This is a genomic window from Enterobacter cloacae complex sp. ECC445, assembly GCF_021892025.1.
GTDB classification, from domain to species: domain Bacteria; phylum Pseudomonadota; class Gammaproteobacteria; order Enterobacterales; family Enterobacteriaceae; genus Enterobacter; species Enterobacter chengduensis.
On record NZ_JAKLRZ010000011.1, the window covers coordinates 86,383 to 109,809 of the forward strand.

Genomic DNA, 23,427 nt, shown 5'->3' on the forward strand with positions numbered 1-23,427 from the left:
GCCTATAATTAAGCCTGAAGTTAACGCATCCTCATATCTTCGTTACGCGTAGTGAGAAAAATCAATGTCCTCACTTAAAAACCATTGTCTTTTTTATAAAAAACATTCCTTATTCAATAATAATCATTCTAAAAGATGTTTAATCGAAGAGGGGACGGTTTAACGCATACGTTTTAAGACAGGCTACAGACAGTCACACTATGAATGAAAAAGGTTATTCATAGTCTGATGATGGCAGGTGATGAAATCAATTTTTCAGGAATACGATTGATCCATTTATGCTCTTCCGCCGCACTTAACAATCCCTCCCGATTAAAAACACCTAACTTTGCATAAACACTTCTGGCTTTGTTTTCCACAGTTTTCGGGCTTACTCCCTTATAAGCCGCAATTTTTCTGATTGAGCATCCACAAATAATCATCCATGCTGTTTCCCATTCTCCTGGCGTGACTCTGGCCAGCTCTTTCTGTCCGGATAACGTTATCAGACTGGTCCTCTTCCTTCTCGGTAATGCTCCGGGCAGCAGAGACGAAAACCAATCTGTACGTTGATTACATTCCGCCAGGTCGGCCAGAAAAACCATCACACCTCCCCTGTTTTTGTATTCGCAGGGCGTTAAGGTCATGATGAAAGCTCTGACGCCGTTAACATCGCAGAAAATGTCCCAGACCAGAAGATTGATTGTCTTTTTTTGTTCTGTAACCAGTGATTCAAAACTGTGTATAATTTCACTATTTCTGTCTGCAGTTTCTGTCATGTAATACTCAGGAAGATCAGAATCAAAAGTGATCCCAGGGGGCAGAAAGCGAGAAATAAATCCCTCGCTGGCATCGACAATGTGATGGCAGGAATCTTTAATGTACCAGCACTTTATGGAACGCTTGTGAAAAAAATAAAAATCACGATAAAGCTGTTGAGCTTCGGTTTCATCTTGTGGGTCTTTCTGCGCCTGCATATTCAGCTCCTCAAACATCGATAATGACAACGCCACTTTTAGCTAATCATCACTTAATATCATTCTAATCCGTGTCTGTGCCTGTGATTTCAACCAGTCAATCAGACTGGCGTAATTATTTCGGGTATCGGCCTTGATATCCTGAAGATCAAACATAAGTTTCAAAATCTGCTGGACCACAAGCCGTGACTTGACGGCCTCCGTCATGATTTCCTGCTGAATTTTATCCTGCTGAGAAAGTGTCTCATCCTCTTTTTTTGCTTTAGCACTGCGATAGACCCTTATCCCTAATTCGAGCATTTCTGAGCAAACGCTTGAGATATTTGCTTCAGCATGAGTGTCACCTTCCTCGCGTCGCTCATTCACAATCGCGAGAATGCTATTCAGGGTTCTCTGTTTCATATATACATTTTGCCGTGGCATCACCCTTACCTCGTCAGAGAAAATGCACATGAATAAGGTTAGAATGGTGTCATAGAACAGACCATCGCCTCATTCACAGTAAGACAAATGTATCACTTCTGCAGTGCTACCGTATTTATCCTAACACTTTAATTTTTATTAATTAGCCATTATAAAACCACACCCCGGCACTCCATAAGCGATTATACAGCCCTTATTCGGCCAATATACTGAAGAATAAGGCATTGCTTCAAAGAATAATTTTTAAGCTGATGAATGCAAATGTTAATCTCGAAAATCATTTATTTGCGTGGGGTGTGCTGTAAAGTGAATGAGGAGCGCCATACACCTGAGCATGTGTTCGGGATGGTTTACACCCTCCCCTGATATGAAGAATTGAGGAAAAATGGTCAGAGCAACTGCATTCATCCTGTCAGTCCTTCTGCCGTGTCCCCTTTATGCTGGAGACTGTTTCGAGCGTGCCGGAAGGGACTACAAAATAGATCCCGACCTTATCAGGGCGGTAGCCTGGAACGAATCTCACTTCCATAACAGCGTAACAGGAAGGAATACGGTTTCGGGTTACGGTTCAGGCTTAATGCAGATAGATTCCCAGCATTTTCCTGAACTGAAAAAATATGGCATCTCTCCACAGCGACTTCTGCAGGATCCATGTCTTAATGTCTACACGGGAACCTATTATCTGGCAAAAGCGTTTCAGAAATGGGGCGTGAGCTGGCAGGCTGTCGGGGCCTACAACGCCGGTTTTCAGCATTCGGCCAGACAAGCGATGCGGCGATACGCCTATGCCAGCAGGATAGCAAGAACCTACAGAGTCATAAAAACCATGCGGTCGGACGATGACGATTAAGAATACTATCTGAAAATAGCATTCCGTTCTCCGGGAGATTGACTCAGCAGTAATTTGCCTGATAAGAAAACCAGGCATATTGCCCTCAAATGAATATCTCACAACATCAGGAGATCGTAAAAAATCGCCCACCTTTTCTTTCATTACAATTGCAGAAAAAAATGAGCGCTGGCGCCCCAGGACATTACGCGCTCAGCAAAACAAGCCCATATTTAGTGAGCGGTAACTCATTAATATTTCGTTAATGAAAACCCCTTCATTTCTGTGCGGCACAGGGTATTTCTTATGCAAACATACAGGATAATATGTCCGTGCATGGCGCAGACGCGCCAGTGACTCGTTAAGATCAGGCGAGTTGTAACCATTATTCTTCACGATGATGAATACTTTCCAGCAAAAATACTCCTCCCGTTCTCAGCAGACGAATGATGTTTAGACGCGCGCCAGGATTCATTTAAAAGGCCATTGCCAGATGAAACGTAATCTCACCAGTTTACTGTATTTTGTCACGGTTGCCCGCGAGCGAAGTTTTACCCGTGCGGCGGCACATCTCGGTGTCAGTCAGCCCGCATTGAGCCATGCGATTGCTGAACTCGAAAAGAGCACGAATATTCCTTTGCTCTTAAGAACAACCCGTCGGGTTACGCCGACCGAAAGCGGCCAGTGTTTACTGCATGCTATCGGATCACACGTTGATGAAATACAGTCAGAACTCAATAAACTCAGCGAATTCCACCTTCAGCATGACCGAACGATCAGGATCAACTGCGCCTCGCTTTTGATGAGTCCCGCGCTGATGAGGAAGCTTAATCGCTTTATTATGGCAAATCCGGAACTTCGTCTCGAGTTAGGCGATACGGATCGTTCCGAAGCGTTCGCCGGAGAAGCGTTCGATGCATACCTCAGACTGGGGCCGGGTAAGCGTAAAGAGTGGAACAGTCACCCTGTCAGCCCCCCTGTCAGAATGGCGGTCGTGGGTTCGCCAGCCTATTTTGAGCGTCATAACGAGCCCGTACGGCCGCAGGACTTGTTTGCACATCACTGTGTCCGGCAGATACAGCATGGCGAGAAACAAACCAGCCGGTGGATTTTTAAAAAGGGAGACAATCAACAGGATATTCTTGTCGACGGCTCGATAGGGTGTCAGTCTCCGGCCCATCTGATTACCGCCGTCTTATCCAATGCCGGACTGGGATATCTGCCGGAAGGTGACGTCCTTCCCTTTATTGAGAAAGGAAAAATGAAGAGGGTTCTGGAGGACTGGTGCGAGCCTTTACCCGGCTACCATCTTTGCTATTCCGCCTGTAAAAAAGCTTCTGAGCCTTTATTGAAGCTCATCGACTCGCTGGTTGAGAAGTCGCAGAGTTAGGCATTAGCGTTGAACGTCCGCCGATGACTGTCGGCACGGTAAATCCTGCTGCCAGAGCACGTGAAGCCCTGCACCGCAGGGCTTGACCTCTTAGCAGTCTATCAGGAATCGATGTGCTTTACTGGCGGCGCTGGCCGCCTGAAAAATATAGCGTTTATCGTTCTTAAGTGATGTCAGCCACGACGCAATATAGCTTTCGTGCTGAACCTCTCCACTCACGCCCAGATCAGCCATCAAAAATGCGCAGCCCAGCTCAGCGATCAGTTCTTCAAACGCATAGCTCTCTGAACCAAATTTGCCACCCTTCTCGCGGTCAAGGCGGCTTTCTGCGCCCGTCCAGTGAACCAGCTCATGCAGCCCAGTCGCGTAAAAGTTCGCGGCATCTGCGAACAGATGGCGTTCAGGCAGCCAGATTTCATCTGTTGAAGGCTGATAATACGCCCGTTGGCCGCGTTCGTGAATATTCGCGCCGGTGCGCTGAAAAAGTGCTTCAACGTCTGGCAGCGGATCAAATCCGGTCACCGGCTGCGGGCTGATTTCGTCGTCCAGGTTCAGTCCGTCAGTCTGCTCGATGTTGAACACGGTGAAGGTTTTCAGCATCGGGATCCGCTCCAGCTCTCCGGCGTCGTTTTCCTTCTCCAGCGTCTTATAAAAAATGCCGGTTGTGCCGGTTTCCCCCTTACGAACCTGTGCGCCCTGCTCTGTGGCCTGATGGTAAGTCAGCCAGCGTGGATCCTGAAAACCATGTTTTGCCGCACTGCACCACAGCAACATGATATTCATCCCGGTGTAGGCCTTGCCGGTACTGAAATTTGACGGAATACCCGACACTGCGCCGTTATGTTTCCACGGACATACCCACGGCTTAACCCCCCTTTCCAGGGCCTCGATAATGCTGTTGGTTACCGTCTGGTATAAATCCGTTTTTGATCTGATTTTGTCTTTACACCCTTTCGTTTTTGAGGAGCCTGACGGCTCCAGCGGGGATACGCTGGTCGCCTGTGCGGCAACAGGGGCGGTTGTTTGGGTATGCAGATTCATCGTCATGGCAGTTTCTCCTTTCGTGTGAATTTCGTCTTCGTATCGCCTGACGGTTCGTCTTCCCCGGAGTCGTTCTGGCCCGCAAGGGCGCGTAGCGTGCTATTTACCCTTGCGGGCCGGGTTGAGACGGGGGACGATTACCGGAAGCCTGATACGAAGGAGAAAGGCAACACTGGAGAAAATGACGGGGTGCATACCCGGGCTTACCGCCCCTTATGCTGCGCGGGTGAAATGTGGTTATCCTGATGTTGATTCAGGGATGGCCGCCCAAAGGGCCGAGATACGAAGCAGGTCGATGCGCACAGAACGCAAGCAAAAAACGGAAACGCTGCTGAAGTCCGAAAAACTGATGGGTTAAAAAAGTCAACGATGGCAGGTCCGACGCAGACAAGAACGTCGCCGAAAATGCCCTCCGGATGGTCTGCTGGGGTCGTAAAAACGTCCTGTTCTTCGGCTCTGACCAAAATGGTGAGCGGGCAGCACTGTTGTACAGCCTGAACGGGACGAGCAAATGCGACACGCCATGTGCCTGATGGCATAGCCGACTGGCCAGGCAACCGATTCAGCGAGCACCGGCTCCGGTGCATCACACGGCCAACGGGATAAGGCAGCTCCATCCTGTACGTTGACCTTTATCTTCCCCATGAGAAGAGGTTGAGGCGTCCTCACGCTGGCCAGGCCCGCCCCCCGCCACGACGATCATATTGCTGCATGGTGGTGACGCTTGTATGGCCCATTGTCCCTTTCACCGTAACGCATGGTTTTATCCCTTACTGGGGATACAGCTGATTTTATCCCCATGAGGGGATAATAAAGGCTATATCCCTGGTAAGGGATATAGCCTTTATCTGTTTGCAGAGAGTCAACCCCTCATCAATTTAGCGCAATCGGCGGTTAAACCAGCCGTGCATGCAGCTTAGTCATGGACCGGGTAATCGACTCAACAACCTCAACTGAAAAACCCTCGGGCAAAGATTCTGATACCCTCTGTAAAGCCGCAGGCACGTTCTTACCGAAGAAGTCCAGGATCTCATCCATTTCACTTTTCCGGAAGTTCACTTCATCCGCTAAGGCGAAGAAGTGTCGGGGATAGATTTGGTTGATTTCATACTTCCGTCCCCTGGTTGCTTTGAGGCTCATTGCAAGTTTGAGATCGCCAATATGCAAACCTCGTCCACCCAGCACGGGGAACGCAGAGATAATGTCGTAAAACGGGGTTAGCCGGTAACTTCCACCTGCCTCAATAAAAACAGAAAAATTCTTGGCATGCCCGTCAGTCGCACCAAGCAGCCACTGGAAAACCTGAAATTTCATAAAATTAAATCGGTCCTCGAGTGCATTACTCGAGCCAAGCAGGAACGCCATTATCTCAGGGATCCCAGGACCACCATCAGATTCATACTTGACCGAGGAAGGCAGACCGAACACCTGACACATATCCTCCTGGGGAAGACGTAATAACATCGAGTGCTCTCTGTTCCACCGCCGATCAAAACGCTCAACGGCTAATGCTCTTACACGACCTGCATTGATGATTTCGGCATCCGGAACGTCAATGCCCAGCGCCGCGGCTAACGCGAGACAAAAATACTCATTATCAACGCTTTCACTCAGATCGAGGGTCGCGCTGGGCTGGTGTATTTCACCAATGGGTAATTTGATGATATGGCTGGTTGGGGTGATCCCCCTCGGAATACACCACTCCCTGTCGATTTTGAGAAGGGCGGTTTTTTCCTGTGCACCTGCAACGGATATGCGAAAATCGTCCTCCCCGTTAATCATACCGAGGGGAATATCGGACTGATACGAACTCAGAATTTCTTCAAGCCGGGTCTCATTCAATCTCTCCCATGACATCACCGGCGCCGGAGTGTGTTCTCCCTGAGGAAGCAATGTGACGGCCCCGACGCTGTCACGCCCAATCTCGGCTAACAAATCGAACGGCTGCCTGGATGATATCTGATAGCGTCTTACGATGCGGTCCCGGATAGCAGGATTATCGGGAAGCAGATTATCGAAATAATTAATGACTGCGTCGGAAGTTATCGTGCCAAACTGCAAGGGAAGAGACAGAGATATGGGCCTGGCATAGCGGTTGTACAGCCATTCCCGGTCATATCTGAATGTATGCGCCCCGTTCGCGAGTTTCGTGAGCTCTCCGACCCGCTCATTATTCATCCATGTTGTGAGCACAGGCATTACCAGTCCACCTCCTTCTGGCGGAAATGAGGATCCCCATTCCGCATTTCGTCTTTTTCATAGAGCACCAGAGACATTTCAAGCGCCTGAATCAGTTTAAAAAATGTTTTCACCGTTGTTTTATCAGGATTATTTTCAAAATTTGAAATCGTACCCTGCTTGATGCCGATTCTTGCGGCCAGTTCAGCTTGAGTATATCCATGTTTCTGGCGGGTGAGTTTGAGGTGATTCGCTAATTGTTTTGGGCTGTAAATTGCGAGTGTGCTCATGGCGCCGCTGCTCCGATCATTTTATCCCCACAAACGGATAATAGCATATTTATCCTTTGGTGGGGATAAAGTCAACGGTGAGTTAACCCGCAAAAAGACGCAACGCGTCAAAAAGCCAGACCTTATTGATGTGTGCGGTTTTTGAACGCTCTGATGAATGACGTCTCGTTTATCTCTTCTGTCCTGGGTAAGGGCGAGCGCACCTTTTAAGGGTGTGATGCTCAGTGGAGCGAAAACTCTCGTCTGGCAATATCCTCATCATGCAGCGTTTCGTCCTGACTCCGAAGATGAGCAAAAGCGGCCTGTATATAAATCGTGCTCCACTCCGGAAGTGGAGTATTATTGACTGTGCCTCACAGAGTTATCGCAGTCTGGCGGTAACGAATCACTTCAGGGAAAGAGCGAACATGTCCATAACCATCAGCGTCCTGCTGGAAAACCGACTTAAGCCCGGCTCCAAAAATTTGCTGCGTGCTAAAGCCGGGCTTAGTCTGTTGATACAGGATGAAAATGATTCAATTCTGTTTGATACCGGCCCTGATGATAGCTTCATGCATAACGCAGGTTTAATGGGAGTCGATTTGACAAACCTGACCGCAGCAGTACTTTCCCATGGCCACTATGACCATTGTGGCGGTGTTCCGTGGATGCCTGATGCATGTCGGATAGTATGCCATCCATTGGTGGCGGATGAGCGCTACTCGGTAGTAAGATTTCCAAGCTATACCGCGAGAATAAAAAAGTTGTCGAAACATAATGATTATTCACGTTTTCGCATGGAGTACAGTAGTACCCCCCTACATATCGGGGAACGTTTTATGTGGTCAGGAGAGATCCCTGTAGCCAGACCACGTGCTTACGGTGTTATCGGCCATAAGAATACGAAAGCGGATTATGTAAAAGATGAGGGGGTTTTAATATATAAATCTGACTTTGGGCTGATCATTTTTATCGGTTGTGGTCATCGTGGGTTGATTAATATCGTACGTCATTGCCAGAATATAACCGGAATAAATCATATTCATGCCATTTTCGGTGGTTTTCATCTGCGCTGTGCGTCACCCCTTAGGCTCTGGAAGGTAAGACAGTATCTACACCTTCTCAAACCAGATAAAATAATGGGTTGTCATTGTACTGGTAAATGGGGCCATTTGTGGTTGCCGGAAGCAGTCTCTCCGGCAACAGGTGATGTTTATGTTCTTGGGTAGGGTTTAAATAAACAGAGTGACTATCACGGCACAGCCACTGAGCGCCCCCCTTTTTACAACACACATATGATGAACATCAGCGACCACCCCTGTCTTTTTCAAGAGACTGGACCGGTCGCGGTACGAATGGATAACCCGAAGTAGTGGCCAAGCTGCATGTCACTGAGCATATGGTCTGCCGGCCCGCAGGCATAGCATCCCGGCCGGAGCAGTAAACACTGGTCGGCCACCTGACTGGCATGACTGATAAAGTGGGTGTTCATGATGATGGTCTTCTGCTCCTTCTTTGCAAGGTCATGTAGCAGGCTGATGATGCGATGCTGATAGGTGAAATCGAGACTGGACTCCGGCTCGTCCAGAATAAGCACATCGGGGTCCGGAACAAGTGCTTTTGCGATAGCACAAAGCTGAAGCTCGCCACCGCTGATCTGATTGACATGCTTGCCTCTAAGATGCCCGGCACCTAACCTGACCAGCACGGCTTCAGCCCGGGCGTAATCATCAGGAGTGGGCGTCCTCAGATAACCTTTATCCCCTCCCAGACCAAACGTAATAAAATCGAGAATGGAATAGTCAAAGGGGATATGTCGGGTCTGTGGTACCCAGGCCAGGCAGACCTTTTTATGGTCGGGACGCTCAATGATGCAGCGTCCTGAAAGCGGACGGAGGATCCCGGCAACAACTTTAAGCAACGTGGTTTTCCCCGCACCGTTCGGGCCAAGAACACACAGCACTTCTCCCTGCCCCAGCCGGAAGCTGATATTCTCAAAAACCGGCCGTTGACCTTTAAAGCCATAGGTCAGGTTCTCAGCGATGATCATGAGAGGCTCCTCTGACATACAGATACGCAAATAACGGCGCCCCTGTCAGGGCGGACAGAATACCGACGGGAATTTCCGCGTAGGTGAGCGCGCGGGCAAGCGTGTCGATAACAAGCAAAAAAAACGCACCACATAATGCCGAGACGGGGATTAATTTTCCGTGGTTGTTTCCGACCAGGGCTCTCACAAGATGGGGGATCACCAGTCCCACCCATCCCACCACGCCACAGATAACGACGGACGCCGATATCATCACAGAGGCTGAGACCAGCAGTATTATCTTCAGTAACAGCGGATGTAAGCCCTGAATTTTCGCCTCATCGTCGCCCAGAGAGAGAATATTCATCGTCCACCGTAGCCTGTAAATCACGAAATAGCAGAACATAAAGAGCGGGATCAGGCTGAAGACTTCTGTTTTGACCAGCGATGAAAAGCTGCCCATCAGCCAGAATACGATGGCGGGCAGGGTATCCTCCGGATCGGCCAGATATTTCAGGACCGAGAGAAAAGCGACAAATACCGAGGCAACGATAAGACCCGAGAGGATCGTCACGATCGCCTCCTGGCTTTGCCGGAGAAAGCAGAGGCCGAACACCAGAGCGAGGCTCAGCATCCCGAAGATAAAGGCACATCCCGTGGAAACCTGATAAGACAACCCCATCACGATCCCCAGCGCTGCGCCGAAAGCTGACGCCGAGGAGGTGCCGAGGACATCCGGGCTGGCCAGGGCATTTTTCAGCACGGCCTGATACGTTGCGCCCGCGACAGACAGTCCTGCCCCCACCATCACGGCAGCGAGGATACGCGGCAGGCGCAGATCGAAAATCACCGCCGCTTTTTCTTTGGTGTACTCCGCGTGGGGTGCCCCCAGCAGGATATGCACCACATCCTGCACCGACAGAGAATATCGGCCGATAAACAACGAGGCCAGGCTCATGAGAACCAGGCTGACACACAACAGGACCAGCAGCTGACGGTAGGTTATTTGTTCCGGCATAACGTTCTCGGGAATGGCTGAAAAGGGACGTCGCTTAACGCTGGCTGAGGACTTCATTCAACAGCCGATCGGGGATCGCGTAGTCAAACATGGTTTTGTAATACGCCCTCGTCAGGCCTTTCATATCCGCATCACTCACAAAGTCAGGCTCCAGTTTGCTGATCATAAACAAGGGAAGCAGGGGCGTTTCAGCAGACAATCCACCCCAGTTGTGTAATCCCACCGGCGTTGAGTAGATCCGCTTGTTTTTCCAGGCGCGTATCCCCTGCCACATCTGTCCGGGATTGCGGTTATCGAGCAGAGCCCGGGCACTCCCGAACACAACGAAAATTACATCCGGGTTCCACGCCATGATCTGCTCCATAGAAACCGTAATGTACCGACCGGCATCACCGCTCACCTGAAGGTTTCCGGCAACATTCTCCATGCCGGCCATTTTGAGGTAGGTGTCGCCGAAAGTATGGGGACCACTCACACGCAGGGTCTTACCGTCACTTTGTTCGAGGTATAACGCTCTAATGTGCTGCTGACGTATCCGGTCGGCATAGGGCTGGATTGCTTTCCGGGTCGTCTCCCACGCCCGATGAAATTTGTCGGTCCGGGGCAGGCCGAGCGAATCCTCAAAGGCGGTTTCCCAGTAGCTCTGCGTCTCTTCGGGATCGTATTTAGCACTGCCGCCAGTATCCAGATTGACGAGTGGCACGCCCGCGCGTTCGAGATGGTCATTCTGGCTTTTTCCATAATAGAAAATGATATCCGGATGAAGATTCAGTAACGTTTCAAGATTTACTGAATAATCTTCGTTTATAAATCGCGTGGTGATCCGTCCAATGTCGGGCTTCATATCTTTCAGTACGTTCATGTTGGCATGCAAAAAAGCCCAGGGCCCTACGCCAACGACCTGACTGTATGCCTGGGGGTTGGCAAGAATCACCCCGAAGGGGCAATTACCGGTGATGATAACCCGATGATGAGTGCCTGGTTTCTCCACGGCGGCATGCACAAAGGCGGGAAAAAAACACAGGGCCAGCAGGAGCGTGTACAGGACGTGCAGAACTTTAAGCATAAAGATGAGCCTCCAGGTTTAAGGGAAATAACAACCAGTCGTCCTTCCAGCCGGCTGGCCGACAGCCCCTCACCGACGTGGATGAAGGTGAATATTACGTCGCCACTGATCGCGACTGCGGTTATCGGGCATGAGTGTGCAGAGATTTCCTGCGATGCTTCTGTCTGATCCGCAGACAGCTGACCCCCAGTGATAAAAGTGAGAACAAAGTCCCCGCCGCCATGCTGGCACGAATGGCCCCCCCACCGAAGACGTTAAACATGACCGCAACCAGGGCTGAGCCGATGATTTGTCCCGTCAGGCGTGATGTCCCCAGCAGGCCGCTTGCAATATTGTTTTGCTCAGGACTGACGGCGGTCATAATCATCAAATTGTTCGGGGACTGAAACAATCCAAAACCGAACCCACAGAGGGCCACCCGCCAGAGGATCTGCCCGTTCGATGGCATATGGGGAAGCCATGTCATCAGAAACATGCCGACGATCAGCATTAGCAGGCCAGCTATTGCCACCCGCTCGGCGCCAAATCGCGTACTCAACTCCCCTGCAATCAGAGAGGTCATCATGGTAGCCAGTGGCCAGGCCGTCAGCATCAGACCGCCTTGCACAACGTCCCGGTGCAGCGTGTTATGAAAATAGAAAGGGAGCGCGACGTAGGCCAGGAGCTGCGTACTGTAGGAAAGTAACGACATAGCCAGTGAAAGTGAGAACACGGAGCTTGAGAACATTGCCACCGGGATCATCGCATGGGACTGCTTTATCTTTTGATCGCGAACTAAGTGTCTTCCCAGACACACGAGCACGAGAAAACTGACCACCGCAAAGCATGCATGATTTTTTGTCACACTCAGCGTCAAAAATGCGAATGACAGACAGGTCAGAAACACCAGTCCTGCCCCCCCTCTGTCAAAAGGTTTGACCGTATAATCCGATGATCTTAATGAGAATAAACACAAAATAAGTGAAAGACAGGCCACAGGAATATTGATTGTAAACAGCCAGTTCCAGTTAGCCAGTGACAGGATGGTGGACGCCACAGACGGACCCGCAGCGGCGGAAACCGAAACGACCATGACATTAATGCTCAGGCCCCTGCCAAGGAGTCGTGCCGGATAAATCTCTTTAATTAAGGCGGCATTGACACTTAATATTGCGGCCGCGCCCAGCCCCTGAACAACACGAAAAAGCGTCAACATATTCAGGGAGCCCGATAAGGAACAACCGAGAGACGACAACGCAAACAGAATGACTCCCGTCATAAATATCCGCGTATTACCAAACGTTCGCCCCAGGGCCGAAAAAGGCAGTAATGATGCAATCACGGCGAACTGATAGGCATTGATGATCAGAATCGACGCGGATTCGGACACCGAAAAGTCTTTCGCAATCAGGGGAAGCGCCACATTCGCAATCGTGCTGTCCAGCATGGCAATGACCGTACTGAGTGAGACCGCCAGCACGGCAATCATGCTGACCGGTTTAGTGTCTGTATCCAGTAACCCGCCCACATCCCCTCCTGTACCCTGCTCACCACGATGAAGACGTTATAACATAACACGATAATGATAATCATTATCTTTTGAAAGGATAATTAACAAAATATGTCGTCCGGGATGCATTCTTCCGCACGCAATAATGCGGCGGAATAAGATTGCGGGTAAAGACGGCATCATCACATTTTAATGACCAGTCTGTCTGTTTCTTTCCATATTCACAGCCAGACGATTCAAAAACACTGCAAAATATAAATAAAAGAATAAGTCCGCTTATAGGTCTATTTATAAAAAATATTATTAGCGCATTTATATAATAAACCACAAATCAACATAACGCGCATTTCTGTGCACAACATAGGAATAAATAAATGCGTCACATTTCATTTAGTTAGTCATGATGATAATAAATCCGCTGAATAGCCGACCTTCTTTTTCTTAACGAACCTGACACGGTCTCAGGCGCATCGCCGGAGAACCGTTTTGCTTTCACCAGCAGTGGAACTGACACACGTTCAGGAACGGCAAATAATGTTTAAAAAAGGAAACAACAAAATGAAGAAAATGATTCCCACGGCGATAGCCGCCTCACTCACCCTTATTCTCAGCGGTTCTGTTATGGCGCAGGATAGCCATTCTCTGCAGGCCGCACCGGGTTATACCGCCACACAAACCAAGGGGGCAACCCTCTGGAGCGATAATGACAACGCGATTGGCGTGCTGGGTTCGCTACGTCTGTTCGGAAAGACCGATTCTGCGCACACGCAGAAACACGATATTCAGAACAACGATTCCCGACTGGGGATCGCCATGCGGCATAACCTGAGGGCCGGTGAGAGCGATACCTTTGCGCTGGGATACTACGAAACGGGCATTCACGGACTGGATTCCTCAACGGATGGCCTCAGCAACAACGTCTATACCCGCCAGGCTTACGCCGGGGTGGGCAGCGAAACCCTGGGTATCCTCACGTTTGGTAAACAGTATGCGCCGACGGACTGGGGACTGGGGGTGGATACCACCTATGCCTGGGGCGGCAAAGGTAAACACGATCAGGCCGGCATGTCGACGGATATCGTCAATTCAGCGGGCATCTGGTACTACACGGACGATCATCTGACCGTAGGGGTCATGGCGCAGGGGAATGACAACGTCGACAAGATTGGTTTTGCCGACTACGGAAACGGTCCCGACCTGCACAATGCCTTTCGTGACGGCGCCGCGCTGGTTCACAACGGCGCGGCGATGGCTGCCCGCTATCAGTGGGAGAATGGCCTGGCATTGTCCACGGCAGCGGCTTACAACCACTATACGGTGAATAGCGGCCTCAGTCAGGGCTGCACGCCTTTTGGCCCGGACAGTCACTGTTACCCCTGGACCGCAACGAACGGGCAGCCCTATGACGGGAACACCTATTCCCTGGGGATGAATGCCAAATACACGACAAACGTGGGGGATCATGCCTGGTACAACGGTGCCCAGGCCACGTGGTACGTGAATAAAGTGGATAACGTCACCTCAGCGACCCGGGGGCAGTATCGTCATAATCCTTTGCGGGGAGACGACCAGGAGACCATCCTGGGTCTCGAATACGATTCCCGGCTCCATTTAACTGACAACTGGAGTGTCTACGCCGATGTCAGCTGGCTGCGCGGAGGCGATGCCATGGAAGGACAACATCTTGAATCGACCGTGCTGGGAACCGATTACTGGCTGGGTAAAAATGCGGTCACCTACGTGGAATACAGCTATCAGAAAGCCTGGGGCAACGCCAGTGACGACTGGAATATTGACGATCATCTGGGCGCGGTAGGGCTTCGCGTCTTTATTTAGACGACAACAACGATGCGAGTTCGGGAAAGGCAACGTCCCTTTCCCGCTCAGCGTCGTTGCCCACGTCACTGCGGTTATTCAGCCCGGGACGGGGGACGAAGGTCCCCGTCCCGTGTGTTCCTCTCAGTACGTCAAATCCGACCCACGTCAGCGCAGGTCCGATCGCGGTAAATCGACTGAAATATCGTCGCCGGATCGTTCCAATTCTAACAGGAGTAAAGTGGCATGTTTCCAGGCACGACCCGACGTCAGCTCATCCTGACCGGACTGACGACGCTTCTCAGCAGCACGCTACTCAACCCGGTCTCATACGCCTGCTCGCCCTCTCCGCTGAAGACCCACCCCCGGAGTACGCGTAAACCCCGGGTGATGATAGATCCGGGGCACGGCGGAAAAGACCCAGGAGCCATCGGATACGGGGGCACAGAAGAGAAGCACGTCGTTCTCGACACGGCAAAATACCTTCAGGCAATGCTGACCATGAATGATGTGGATGCCCGCCTGACGCGGATAGACGATATCTTTGTTCCCCTGTATGAACGGGTGCTGATGGCGCATCATCACGGGGCTGACCTGCTGGTGTCACTGCATGCGGATGGGTTTACCAGCCCAAACGCGCAGGGCACTTCCGTTTTTGCCCTCTCGACCCGCGGCGCGACGAGTGCGATGGCCAGCTATCTGTCAGAGAGTGAAAACGCAGCCGATATCGTCCCGGGAGAAAACTCACGCGCCAAAGACCGGTATCTGCAGGAGGCAGTCTTCGATCCCGAACAGACGGAAACCATCCGGGAAAGTCTGGCACTGGGGAGGCAATTGATTGACCACATCGCCCCGGTCCACACCCTGCACACCCGGGAGACGGAACAGGCCGCGTTCAGTGTGCTGAAGTCGCCCTTTATTCCCTCCGTCCTGGTCGAAATGGCGTTCATCACCCACCCTGAGGACGAAAAACGGCTCAGCACCTCGTCATTCCGGTACCGGATGGCCGGTGCACTAGCCGAAGGGATAATGGGTTACCTGAACAGTAAAAAATGACGGTAAACGCAGTCCGTGCTGCCGGACGCTTCTGAAACCTTGGCCGGGAGGAAGGCTGCGCCTCCCGTCCGCCATTTTTACCGCTGAAGTTTTACGGAAGACCCGGGAACGAAAGTGTGGTGACTGAGCGCGCGCGCCAGGCACCGGCATTTCGATCCTGTTCTGTCGGATTATCCCCCGTCTTGTGGCATCAGCCGCCGCTTTTCAACTCAACGCTCGTCGAAACAGCCTCCGCCAGCAGGGTGTTCAGAGCCCCCTGGCAGTATGGCCGGGCGATCTGCTTCGCTGATGGCTGGTTTGAATGGAAGAAGGAAGGTGACAAGAAACAGCCCTACTTTATTCACCGGGCAGACGGGCAGCCAATTTTCATGGCGGCGATCGGAAGCACGCCGTTCGAGCGTGGAGACGAAGCAGAAGGTTTTCTCATTGTGACGTCAACAGCTGACAAAGGCCTTGTCGACATTCACGACCGCCGACCACTGGTTCTGTCACCAGAAGCAGCACGCGAGTGGATGCGCCAGGATGTTGTCGGCAAAGAAGCTGAAGAGATAGCTGCCGACGGTACCGTGCCCGCCGAAACGTTTATCTGGCACGCAGTGTCTCACGCCGTGGGGAACCCGAAGAATCAGGGGCGAGAGTTGATCGAACCAGTCTAACTCTTTCCCCTGCTATTCATAACTTTAGGATGAAGTTCAGCAGCTTTTTTGTATGTTTCGTACATCCAACATCTTGTATTACAAATTTTTTAATTCTTCATTTGACTCTTCATATGGTTGTGATAAACCTAGTTGTAGCAAAGATTCTGTATATACAGATAGTGCAATAAAAAAACCTATGTTGTACAATGCCGCGCCTCTGATAAGCGTCTCGATAGGGAAAAATAGGCATTTTCTGTGCTATGCAGTACTTGAAATGAGCTAAACTAGACGCATGTTTGTATATACAATAACATTCAGCAGCACAAGGAACGGTCGTGATGAAGCTGATAATCTCACCAGCTATACGGCAAAAGCTGGCAAGCAAACAACCACCCGTTAATGAAGACGACATTCTACAATGTTTTTCTAACAGGACAGGACATCTTCTTGAAGATGATCGAGAGGACAATAGAACCTCACCACCGACAAAATGGTTCATTGCTGAAACCGATTACGGTGTACCTCTCAAGATTGTTTTCATTGCACGCCCGGGGAAAGGCATCTTTATCCGTACAGCCTACTCCCCCAACGACGAAGAAATTCGTATATATGATAAATTTGGAAAATAAGGTCAATTTATGAGCAAATCCGCCGACAAAAGAACTGCTTCCGCAGGTTTGATTGCATCCACTGATGATGCATGGGACTCTCGCGAGCTTGGTTCCAGCGAAGCTCACGTCAGAGTGTCAGACGACCTGTCAGAAATGGATATCAATGATGCCTTGGAATTGCATCCAATCTCTATCCGGTTGAACAAATCCCTGATAGAAGATCTAAAAATGATTGCAGACCTTCATGGCTTGGGCTACCAGCCGTTGATTCGTCAAGTTCTGACACGCTTTGCTGACTGTGAGAAGAAGCGCATTCTACAGGAAGTGCATTCTAAAGAACTGGAAAGACCCAAGCGTGAAACCAGGCAAAAAAAGGTAGCATGACATAAACCCGCTTCGGCGGGTTTATAATTTCCAAGGCATTGATCTTGCCTAACATCTATCTAATAAAAAAGAATCGGCATAAACCGAACCTGCTACCTGACAATAAGTAGATCGGAAAATCTTGTTGTATACCTTGGAGAAAGCATTTCACGCTTCATCTGCCACTGCTGCTGTATGCCCTGCCCGGCAAAGTAGAGTGTTCCTTTTCGTCTTTTGCGTTCAGGTGATCGAGCACTTCCATCAACCTTTCGCTACCAGCGCGCGGCGCGTTCTCGTCGAAGAGGTGAAGCTGGGCAACGCCCTGGCTGAAAAAGTCACCCAGCATAATGCCGGCCTTCTGATATCGCTGACCCGTCTTCCAGATTTTGTCCAGACACGTCACGGCCGCATTAATGATGTCGCGGCTATCCTGCGTCGGCGTCAGCAATTTCACCGATGCACTGTTGCCATAATAGGGTTCATTCAGCGCAAAGGGGGAGGTTTTTACAAACGCAGAAATAAACCGGCAATACTGGTGCTCGCCGCGCAGTTTTTCCGCGCCACGGGCCGCATAGCTGCAGATGGCCTGCCTCATCTGCTCGTATTCTGTGACGCGTTCGCCGAATGACCGGCTACAGACAATCTCCTGTTTTGTTGGCGCAAACTCCTCCAGATCCAGACAGGGTTCACCGCGCAGCTCCCGGACCGTTCGCTCCAGCACGACGTTGAAGTGCTTGCGAATAATCCAGGTACTCTGCTCCGAGAGGTCCAGGGCCGTTTTGACCCCCATGGCGTTTAACTTCTTGCTTATGCGCCTTCCGACACCCCATACATCCTCCACAGGCACGATAGCCAGCAACCGGCGCTGGCGATCGATACAGGATAAATCCACCACGCCCCCGGTCTGGCGCTGCCATTTCTTGGCTGCGTGGTTGGCCAGTTTCGCCAGGGTTTTTGTCTGGGCAATGCCGACACCGACAGTCAGGTGAGTACGGTTATGAACCGTCGCACTGATCTCTTTGCCGAAGTCCGTCAGATCCCTGCAGTTGCGAACGCCAGTCAGGTCGCAAAAAGCTTCATCAATGCTGTAAATTTCGACGCGAGGGCTCATTTCCTCCAGCGTGGTCATCACCCGGTTCGACATATCGGCGTAGAGCTCATAATTACTGCTGAAGCACACAACCCCGGCGCGCCGGAATAAATCCTTTTGCTTAAAAAACGGCTCCCCCATAGTAATTCCGGCGGCTTTCGCCTCGGCGCTGCGTGCAATGACACACCCATCGTTATTTGAGAGCACCACGACCGGCCGCCCCTTCAAATCAGGACGAAACACCGTCTCGCATGATGCGTAGAAAGAATTCACGTCAAAGAGTGCAAACATGCTCAACTCGCTGGTTTCACGATGAAAGTCACGACGCCGAAAACGTCCAGCGTATCTTCGCTGCCGACGACGATCGGTGAATAAGCGCTGTTCATCGGAATGAGCTGAACGGTCGGGCGCAGCTGCAGGCGCTTAACCGTGAACTCTCCCTCCACCGCCGCGATGACGATGTCTCCGTGCCCGGCCGTGCGGGAACTGTCCACCACCAGCAGGTCGGCGTCGCCGATCCCGGCCCCGGTTATCGAATCGCCTGTAGCTTTAACGAAATACGTTGAGCTGGGATGAGCAACAAGCAGTTCATTCAGATCAATACGCTGTTCAACGTAATCCACCGCGGGGCTGGGGAAGCCGCACGGGACTAAATCACTGAAAAGTGGAAGCGCGATTATCTCGCGTAACTCTGCTGGCCTGATAAACTCCATCGTGAATACCCTTAATGCTGTTTATATATACAGTATTTTTTACACCGAAACAGATCAAGCCAGCAGACGGCTGTTTGATGGCTCTTTAACCGCTTCGTTTATAAGTACACGTCTTTGCGCGTTTTTTTATTTGTAAATATTTCGGGTGAGGGTTCATCGACGAAGAAAAACCGGGCGCCTGCCGACATCAGCCAGGCCCCGTAAGCACTGAGGAAAAATCTTGAGAATACGCACCTTTTCCATGGTGGGTATCTAGTTATAGTCACTCAGATCAGCGCTGTCATTGATATATTTGTGATTGATTTCTCGAGTTTTTAAGGCAAACCCACGCATTAAAGCGTCACTTAAAAGATGATTTTTCCATACTTAACGTAAAACGTTCAGTCTGATGTAACACCGTCATTATCTCCGGGGCATAAAGCGACATCTTTTCCGGCGTTTTTTCTCGAGGGAATTACCGCGGAAAGAGATGCGCCCAGAGGCTGATGGGAGGTTGCACACCACGATTCTTCCGGGCAGGTACTTTCAGACGGAGGATAAGCTGACGGATCAGTTCTGCTCGTTTTTTTAACGAGCGCCGCACCACGCCTTCATCGCTCTGCGGACAACGAGTGCCGGACATTTTCCCCTTCCGTCATGAAAGCCGCGACCTGAAGGGACAAAAAAAGCCCGCTTTTGCGGGCGGGCGAATAAGTTGACTAAGTATAAGGTAGGTGTGAGTTGACCTTTCCTGCCGGGTGAGGCTGTATCGGCTGATTCACTGAGGTTCAGAAGAACCTGCGGCAGGTCAGTTTTCCCACCTGTCAAAGCGTAGCAGCAGATAAAAAAAAGGCCTGCTTTTCAGGCAGGCTCTCAAGGAATTTCAAACGAGTATTGTTGTTTTCATGGTGCCGGGTGCCTCCCGGTGCCTCTACCCCAGTCAGTAAAGACGCGCGCATACCTGCAGAGAGCAGTTGACTGGAACGCCCTTTCGCACAGAAAGGATTCACCATGGAAATACTTTACGTGCTATTGATTCCCGGGGTCAATGATTTATGCCTGTGCAACAAAACGCCCGCTCAGAGAGCAGCCAGGCGGAGGCTGACAACAGGCACGCTGTCAGTGAAAAGCATAGGATCCCTCAGGGTCCCTTCCGTTGGATAGCCTGAAGCGTCGTGTAGAAAGGATAAAATGCCGGATATTCAGGGAACTATCTCTTTTCAGGGAACAGGGGGAGAAAGGGGACCCGCGAGGATCTCTGCTTCTCCGTTGTCACAGAGGTCGTCCCCCTGCGTCAAATGCCAGACACCGTGAATGGTCTGTCCCGTCTCAAGATCGTCAGTCATGCCGTGACTGTAATAAGCCACCTGCACCACGCCGTTATGCTGGATCCAGTAGAAGCCCTCGTTCATTTTCCCCTCCTCGCTGTGCAAAGGACATTATACGTGGATGCCGGGCGGGTGGGTGTAGAAATACTTAAACGACGTGTAAGCAAGACGCCAAAGGAGGTCCCCTGCGCGCATCCGGATACTCACGGAAACGCGCTGAAAACCGGTTTACCGGGATCCAACAAAATCCCTGAAAGGTTTAACGTGACAAAACCGTTCTCAACATCTCATCGGCTATGCTCCCGGTCGGTTCACACCGAGAGGAGCAACGTTATGATGATACACCGTAGCCTTTATGCCGGTCTCCTGCTGGCATTCTCACTGTTTACTGCGGCGCAGACCGTGCCTCAGGGCGGCGTTCTGCCTGCCGCCAACAATCGTCCTCATTTTCAGGTCCGGAGTGCGGACACGGCTGAGTTGCCCGATGAAAAAATCCAGCCGCCTGTCGTACCCCCCTCTCACTTAGCGGGGTGAGAAAAACCGCCGAAAGCGGAACGGGCCGTCGCCGGTGGTGGCGTCATCGCGGCAAGTACATCGGGGGTGATATAGCGAATGAATTCTACCAGCTCGCGGCTTTTACGGGATTTTGGCCAGCACAGCGTCAGGGTCGTTACCGCCCCGGCATCCTCCAGGGAACAATAACAGACATTTGGCAGCGTGACCGAGCGCTGTGTTTCCGGCACGAGGGTGACCCCGATCCCCAGGGATACCATACCGATGGCCACCGCCACATCCCGGGTATAGTGAATTTTTTGCGGCACAAACCGGGCCTGATCGCAGGCGTGTAAGGCCGACCAGCCGAGCCCCACGCCGGGCGGATCCTGCTGTACCATGAAAGTGTCTCCGGCCAGTGACGCCAGCGCAATGCGCTCAACGGCAGCCTGCGGATGGGTATGAGGCACGGCCGCGATCAGTGGCCGGGTGGCAATATTGAGGTAATTCAGGCCGGCATAACGCGGCACGGGGGAGCGGATCAGCCCCGCGTCCAGCTCATGATCGAGCAGGAGGGTAAGCTGATCGCTGACGTTATGCTGCTCAATGACGATCTCCACATCCGGCTGGATCCTGCGGTACCCGCTGGTCAGGCACGTGAGTGCCGGATCGATGATCGCCGAGCCCACATACCCCAGCTTGAGCTGACCGCTGAATCCTTCCCGCAGGTTGCGCGCCCGCGACATCAGCTTCTCGTAGTGGCTGACGGAGATCCGGGCGGCCTCAGCCAGACGCCTTCCCTCCGTGCTCAGGACCACATGGCGCCGGTCACGGATAAACAGCGGCATGCCGAGGTGCGTTTCCAGCACCCGGATCTGGCGGCTTAATGCCGGCTGTGTGATATGGAGTCGTCGTGCAGCGTTGCCGAAATGCAGCTCTCCGGCCAGCACCACGAACGCGTGCAGATACCGATAGTCCACCCTTTCCTCCTGACCGTTCTTCCTATAAGAATCCCACATATAAACAAGGGGAAATGTGATTGGACCAGAATTTCGGTTGCCCCGCACACTGACAGGTGTCACGGGGAGGTTCTGCCGGTCCGGCAGAGGCCCCGCATCATCCTGCCGGGAGACGGGTCTTCCGGCCACGTCAGGAGGAATGCTTTATGTCCCATATCCACAAGGTCACCGACCTGCGCAGTGCGCTGGCGCTGCTGAGCCAGTACGAAAATGAACTCATCGAAACCGATGAACCTGTCGACCCGAGCGCGGAGCTCTCGGGCGTCTATCGCTATATCGGCGCGCACGGGACGGTTATGCGTCCCACCCGTGTCGGCCCGGCGATGTTATTCAACGCCATTAAAGGCTATACCGATATGCGGGTGCTGATTGGCCTGCTGGCCTCCCGCAAACGCGTGGCCCGGCTGCTGCACAGCACGCCGGAGAAGCTGGCCTTTTTACTCCGGGACGCCGTGAGCCATCCTGTCCCGCCGGTCGTCATTCCCCCCGAAAATGCCGTCTGTCAGGAGGAGGTACACCTGGCCACCGATCCGGACTTCAGCATACTCGATATCCTCCCGGCCCCGACCAATACGCCGGAAGATGCGGGCCCCTATTTTACGCTGGGGATGTGCTATGCCGCCGATCCGCAAACCGGTGAGCACGACGTTACGATCCACCGCCTCTGCGTGCAGGGCCGGGACGAGATTTCCATGTACTTCGTCCCGGGCCGCCATCTGGATACGTTCCGTCAGAAGGCAGAGGATGCCGGTCTGCCCCTGCCCATTTCCATCAGTATCGGGGTGGATCCGGCCATTGAAATTGGCGCCTGTTTTGAACCGCCCACCACCCCGATCGGCTATGACGAGCTCTCGGTGGCGGGCAGCCTGCGCCAGCAGCCCGTGGAGCTGGTGGACTGTCTGACCGTGAAGGCGCGCGCGATTGCCAGTGCCGAGGTGGTGATCGAGGGCGAACTGCTCCCGGACTACCGGGTCAGGGAAGATCAGCATACCAACAGCGGGAAGGCCATGCCGGAATTCCCGGGGTATACCGGCAAGGCGCAGCCGCGGGTGCCGGTTATCAAAGTGAAAGCCATCACCCACCGCCGCCATCCGATCCTGCAGACGTGCATCGGCCCCAGCGACGAACACACCAACATGGCGGGGATCCCCACCGAAGCCAGTATTCTGCAGCTGGTTGAACGGGCCCTGCCCGGCTTTGTCCTGAACGTGCACTGCCCGTCCCCCGGCACCGGCAAATACCTGGCGGTCATCCAGGTGCACAAACGTCAGGCCAGCGATGAGGGCCGTCAGCGCCAGGCCGCCCTGCTGGCCTTCTCGGCCTTTTCCGAGCTCAAGCATGTGATGCTGGTGGACGAGGATGTGGACATTTTCGATCTCAGCGATGTGATCTGGGCCATGACCACACGCTACCAGGGGGATGTCAGCACCGTCTTTATTCCGGGTGTCCGCTGCCATCCTCTGGATCCGTCTTCCGACCCGGCCTTCAGCTATTCCGTTCGCGACCACGGCATTGCCTGTAAAACCATTTTTGACTGCACGGTGCCCTTCAGCATGAAAGACGCCTTCCGCCGCAGCGCGTTTATGGACGTGGATATCCGGCGTTTTCTACCCGACGGTGAACGGGGTTAAGGGG

At 52.1% G+C, this 23,427-nt stretch carries 22 protein-coding genes and 2 pseudogenes; 11 read left to right on the forward strand and 13 right to left on the reverse strand.

Translation table 11 applies throughout. The annotated features are described in order from the left end of the window. Positions 1 to 218: 218 nt before the first annotated feature. Positions 219 to 956, reverse strand: a complete 738-nt coding sequence (locus tag L6R44_RS11810) for a helix-turn-helix transcriptional regulator (RefSeq protein WP_237424310.1) — start codon at positions 954 to 956, stop codon at positions 219 to 221. Between the two features lie 42 nt (positions 957 to 998). After that, positions 999 to 1,409 carry a relaxosome protein TraM gene (locus L6R44_RS11815; protein WP_337249840.1) on the reverse strand — a complete coding sequence of 137 codons (411 nt, stop codon included), beginning with the start codon at positions 1,407 to 1,409 and terminating at the stop codon, positions 999 to 1,001. 355 nt (positions 1,410 to 1,764) lie between these two features. Here L6R44_RS11815 and L6R44_RS11820 point away from each other — a divergent pair, with 355 nt between their 5' ends. Both L6R44_RS11820 and L6R44_RS11825 read left to right on the forward strand, forming a co-directional pair. After that, the gene (locus tag L6R44_RS11820) at positions 1,765 to 2,229 is read left to right on the forward strand and encodes a transglycosylase SLT domain-containing protein (protein WP_237424311.1); all 465 of its coding nucleotides are present in this window, start codon (positions 1,765 to 1,767) and stop codon (positions 2,227 to 2,229) included. 472 nt (positions 2,230 to 2,701) lie between these two features. Then, positions 2,702 to 3,598, forward strand: coding sequence for a LysR family transcriptional regulator (locus tag L6R44_RS11825; protein WP_237424312.1), 897 nt, complete (start codon positions 2,702 to 2,704; stop codon positions 3,596 to 3,598). Between the two features lie 90 nt (positions 3,599 to 3,688). Here L6R44_RS11825 and L6R44_RS11830 read toward each other — a convergent pair whose 3' ends face one another. Further along, positions 3,689 to 4,645, reverse strand: a complete 957-nt coding sequence (locus tag L6R44_RS11830; protein WP_237424313.1) for an ArdC family protein — start codon at positions 4,643 to 4,645, stop codon at positions 3,689 to 3,691. A 359-nt stretch (positions 4,646 to 5,004) separates the two neighbouring features. Here L6R44_RS11830 and L6R44_RS11835 point away from each other — a divergent pair. Next, positions 5,005 to 5,245, forward strand: a pseudogene (locus tag L6R44_RS11835) (IS66 family transposase); the annotation flags it as partial. A 288-nt stretch (positions 5,246 to 5,533) separates the two neighbouring features. On the opposite strand, the gene L6R44_RS11840 reads toward L6R44_RS11835, so the two are convergent. Both L6R44_RS11840 and hipB read right to left on the reverse strand, forming a co-directional pair. After that, a complete protein-coding gene (locus L6R44_RS11840; protein WP_237424314.1) occupies positions 5,534 to 6,838 on the reverse strand; it encodes a type II toxin-antitoxin system HipA family toxin in 1,305 nt (434 codons plus the stop codon). Continuing rightward, positions 6,838 to 7,107, reverse strand: coding sequence for a type II toxin-antitoxin system antitoxin HipB (hipB, locus tag L6R44_RS11845; protein ID WP_237424315.1), 270 nt, complete (start codon positions 7,105 to 7,107; stop codon positions 6,838 to 6,840). Before hipB ends, L6R44_RS11840 begins: the two co-directional genes overlap by 1 nt. Before the next feature lie 407 nt (positions 7,108 to 7,514). Here hipB and L6R44_RS11850 point away from each other — a divergent pair, with 407 nt between their 5' ends. Further along, positions 7,515 to 8,315, forward strand: a complete 801-nt coding sequence (locus L6R44_RS11850; protein WP_237424316.1) for an MBL fold metallo-hydrolase — start codon at positions 7,515 to 7,517, stop codon at positions 8,313 to 8,315. A gap of 98 nt (positions 8,316 to 8,413) precedes the next feature. Here the strand turns inward: L6R44_RS11850 and L6R44_RS11855 are convergent, their stop codons facing one another. The 4 genes from L6R44_RS11855 to L6R44_RS11870 form a co-directional block, all read right to left on the reverse strand. Beyond that, positions 8,414 to 9,136: an ABC transporter ATP-binding protein gene (locus L6R44_RS11855; protein WP_237424317.1), complete on the reverse strand. Its 723-nt coding sequence runs from the start codon at positions 9,134 to 9,136 to the stop codon at positions 8,414 to 8,416. After that, positions 9,123 to 10,133, reverse strand: a complete 1,011-nt coding sequence (locus L6R44_RS11860) for a FecCD family ABC transporter permease (protein WP_237424318.1) — start codon at positions 10,131 to 10,133, stop codon at positions 9,123 to 9,125. The genes L6R44_RS11855 and L6R44_RS11860 overlap by 14 nt, the downstream gene beginning before the upstream one ends. A gap of 34 nt (positions 10,134 to 10,167) precedes the next feature. After that, positions 10,168 to 11,199, reverse strand: coding sequence for an ABC transporter substrate-binding protein (locus L6R44_RS11865; protein WP_237424319.1), 1,032 nt, complete (start codon positions 11,197 to 11,199; stop codon positions 10,168 to 10,170). 121 nt (positions 11,200 to 11,320) lie between these two features. Beyond that, complete coding sequence (locus L6R44_RS11870; protein ID WP_237424320.1) at positions 11,321 to 12,706, reverse strand: MFS transporter; 1,386 nt, start codon at positions 12,704 to 12,706, stop codon at positions 11,321 to 11,323. Between the two features lie 540 nt (positions 12,707 to 13,246). Here L6R44_RS11870 and L6R44_RS11875 point away from each other — a divergent pair. From L6R44_RS11875 to L6R44_RS11895, 5 genes are all read left to right on the forward strand, one after another. After that, the gene (locus L6R44_RS11875; protein ID WP_237424321.1) at positions 13,247 to 14,524 is read left to right on the forward strand and encodes a porin; all 1,278 of its coding nucleotides are present in this window, start codon (positions 13,247 to 13,249) and stop codon (positions 14,522 to 14,524) included. Positions 14,525 to 14,749: 225 nt separating this feature from the next. Continuing rightward, entirely contained in the window at positions 14,750 to 15,559 is an 810-nt protein-coding gene (locus L6R44_RS11880) for an N-acetylmuramoyl-L-alanine amidase (protein WP_337249841.1), read from the forward strand. A gap of 116 nt (positions 15,560 to 15,675) precedes the next feature. Continuing rightward, positions 15,676 to 16,215 carry an SOS response-associated peptidase family protein gene (locus L6R44_RS11885; RefSeq protein ID WP_337249842.1) on the forward strand — a complete coding sequence of 180 codons (540 nt, stop codon included), beginning with the start codon at positions 15,676 to 15,678 and terminating at the stop codon, positions 16,213 to 16,215. 320 nt (positions 16,216 to 16,535) lie between these two features. Next, positions 16,536 to 16,826, forward strand: a complete 291-nt coding sequence (locus L6R44_RS11890; RefSeq protein ID WP_063434900.1) for a hypothetical protein — start codon at positions 16,536 to 16,538, stop codon at positions 16,824 to 16,826. A gap of 9 nt (positions 16,827 to 16,835) precedes the next feature. Further along, a complete protein-coding gene (locus L6R44_RS11895; protein WP_063434898.1) occupies positions 16,836 to 17,192 on the forward strand; it encodes a hypothetical protein in 357 nt (118 codons plus the stop codon). 92 nt (positions 17,193 to 17,284) lie between these two features. Here the strand turns inward: L6R44_RS11895 and L6R44_RS11900 are convergent. From L6R44_RS11900 to L6R44_RS11910, 3 genes and pseudogenes are all read right to left on the reverse strand, one after another. Next, positions 17,285 to 18,552: pseudogene (locus tag L6R44_RS11900) on the reverse strand (Y-family DNA polymerase). A 2-nt stretch (positions 18,553 to 18,554) separates the two neighbouring features. Beyond that, positions 18,555 to 18,974: a translesion error-prone DNA polymerase V autoproteolytic subunit gene (locus tag L6R44_RS11905; RefSeq protein ID WP_237424322.1), complete on the reverse strand. Its 420-nt coding sequence runs from the start codon at positions 18,972 to 18,974 to the stop codon at positions 18,555 to 18,557. A gap of 1,199 nt (positions 18,975 to 20,173) precedes the next feature. Next, entirely contained in the window at positions 20,174 to 20,365 is a 192-nt protein-coding gene (locus L6R44_RS11910; RefSeq protein WP_063434892.1) for a hypothetical protein, read from the reverse strand. Positions 20,366 to 20,614: 249 nt separating this feature from the next. Between L6R44_RS11910 and L6R44_RS11915 the strand changes: the two genes are divergently transcribed. After that, entirely contained in the window at positions 20,615 to 20,815 is a 201-nt protein-coding gene (locus tag L6R44_RS11915; RefSeq protein ID WP_237424323.1) for a hypothetical protein, read from the forward strand. Here the strand turns inward: L6R44_RS11915 and L6R44_RS11920 are convergent. Beyond that, the gene (locus L6R44_RS11920; RefSeq protein WP_237424324.1) at positions 20,800 to 21,753 is read right to left on the reverse strand and encodes a LysR substrate-binding domain-containing protein; all 954 of its coding nucleotides are present in this window, start codon (positions 21,751 to 21,753) and stop codon (positions 20,800 to 20,802) included. The genes L6R44_RS11915 and L6R44_RS11920 overlap by 16 nt on opposite strands. A gap of 185 nt (positions 21,754 to 21,938) precedes the next feature. On the opposite strand from L6R44_RS11920, the gene L6R44_RS11925 reads away from it, so the two are divergent. Continuing rightward, positions 21,939 to 23,423: a UbiD family decarboxylase gene (locus L6R44_RS11925; protein ID WP_237424325.1), complete on the forward strand. Its 1,485-nt coding sequence runs from the start codon at positions 21,939 to 21,941 to the stop codon at positions 23,421 to 23,423. Positions 23,424 to 23,427: the final 4 nt, after the last annotated feature.

Bases quoted from the DNA above. Each gene is read 5' to 3' on its own strand.
- L6R44_RS11810 (WP_237424310.1), bottom strand. From the start codon at position 956: ATGCAGGCGCAGAAAGACCCACAAGATGAAACCGAAGCTCAACAGCTT.
- L6R44_RS11815 (WP_337249840.1), bottom strand. From the start codon at position 1,409: ATGTGCATTTTCTCTGACGAGGTAAGGGTGATGCCACGGCAAAATGTA.
- L6R44_RS11820 (WP_237424311.1), top strand. From the start codon at position 1,765: ATGGTCAGAGCAACTGCATTCATCCTGTCAGTCCTTCTGCCGTGTCCC.
- L6R44_RS11825 (WP_237424312.1), top strand. From the start codon at position 2,702: ATGAAACGTAATCTCACCAGTTTACTGTATTTTGTCACGGTTGCCCGC.
- L6R44_RS11830 (WP_237424313.1), bottom strand. From the start codon at position 4,645: ATGACGATGAATCTGCATACCCAAACAACCGCCCCTGTTGCCGCACAG.
- L6R44_RS11840 (WP_237424314.1), bottom strand. From the start codon at position 6,838: ATGCCTGTGCTCACAACATGGATGAATAATGAGCGGGTCGGAGAGCTC.
- hipB (WP_237424315.1), bottom strand. From the start codon at position 7,107: ATGAGCACACTCGCAATTTACAGCCCAAAACAATTAGCGAATCACCTC.
- L6R44_RS11850 (WP_237424316.1), top strand. From the start codon at position 7,515: ATGTCCATAACCATCAGCGTCCTGCTGGAAAACCGACTTAAGCCCGGC.
- L6R44_RS11855 (WP_237424317.1), bottom strand. From the start codon at position 9,136: ATGATCATCGCTGAGAACCTGACCTATGGCTTTAAAGGTCAACGGCCG.
- L6R44_RS11860 (WP_237424318.1), bottom strand. From the start codon at position 10,133: ATGCCGGAACAAATAACCTACCGTCAGCTGCTGGTCCTGTTGTGTGTC.
- L6R44_RS11865 (WP_237424319.1), bottom strand. From the start codon at position 11,199: ATGCTTAAAGTTCTGCACGTCCTGTACACGCTCCTGCTGGCCCTGTGT.
- L6R44_RS11875 (WP_237424321.1), top strand. From the start codon at position 13,247: ATGAAGAAAATGATTCCCACGGCGATAGCCGCCTCACTCACCCTTATT.
- L6R44_RS11880 (WP_337249841.1), top strand. From the start codon at position 14,750: ATGTTTCCAGGCACGACCCGACGTCAGCTCATCCTGACCGGACTGACG.
- L6R44_RS11890 (WP_063434900.1), top strand. From the start codon at position 16,536: ATGAAGCTGATAATCTCACCAGCTATACGGCAAAAGCTGGCAAGCAAA.
- L6R44_RS11895 (WP_063434898.1), top strand. From the start codon at position 16,836: ATGAGCAAATCCGCCGACAAAAGAACTGCTTCCGCAGGTTTGATTGCA.
- L6R44_RS11905 (WP_237424322.1), bottom strand. From the start codon at position 18,974: ATGGAGTTTATCAGGCCAGCAGAGTTACGCGAGATAATCGCGCTTCCA.
- L6R44_RS11910 (WP_063434892.1), bottom strand. From the start codon at position 20,365: ATGAACGAGGGCTTCTACTGGATCCAGCATAACGGCGTGGTGCAGGTG.
- L6R44_RS11915 (WP_237424323.1), top strand. From the start codon at position 20,615: ATGATGATACACCGTAGCCTTTATGCCGGTCTCCTGCTGGCATTCTCA.
- L6R44_RS11925 (WP_237424325.1), top strand. From the start codon at position 21,939: ATGTCCCATATCCACAAGGTCACCGACCTGCGCAGTGCGCTGGCGCTG.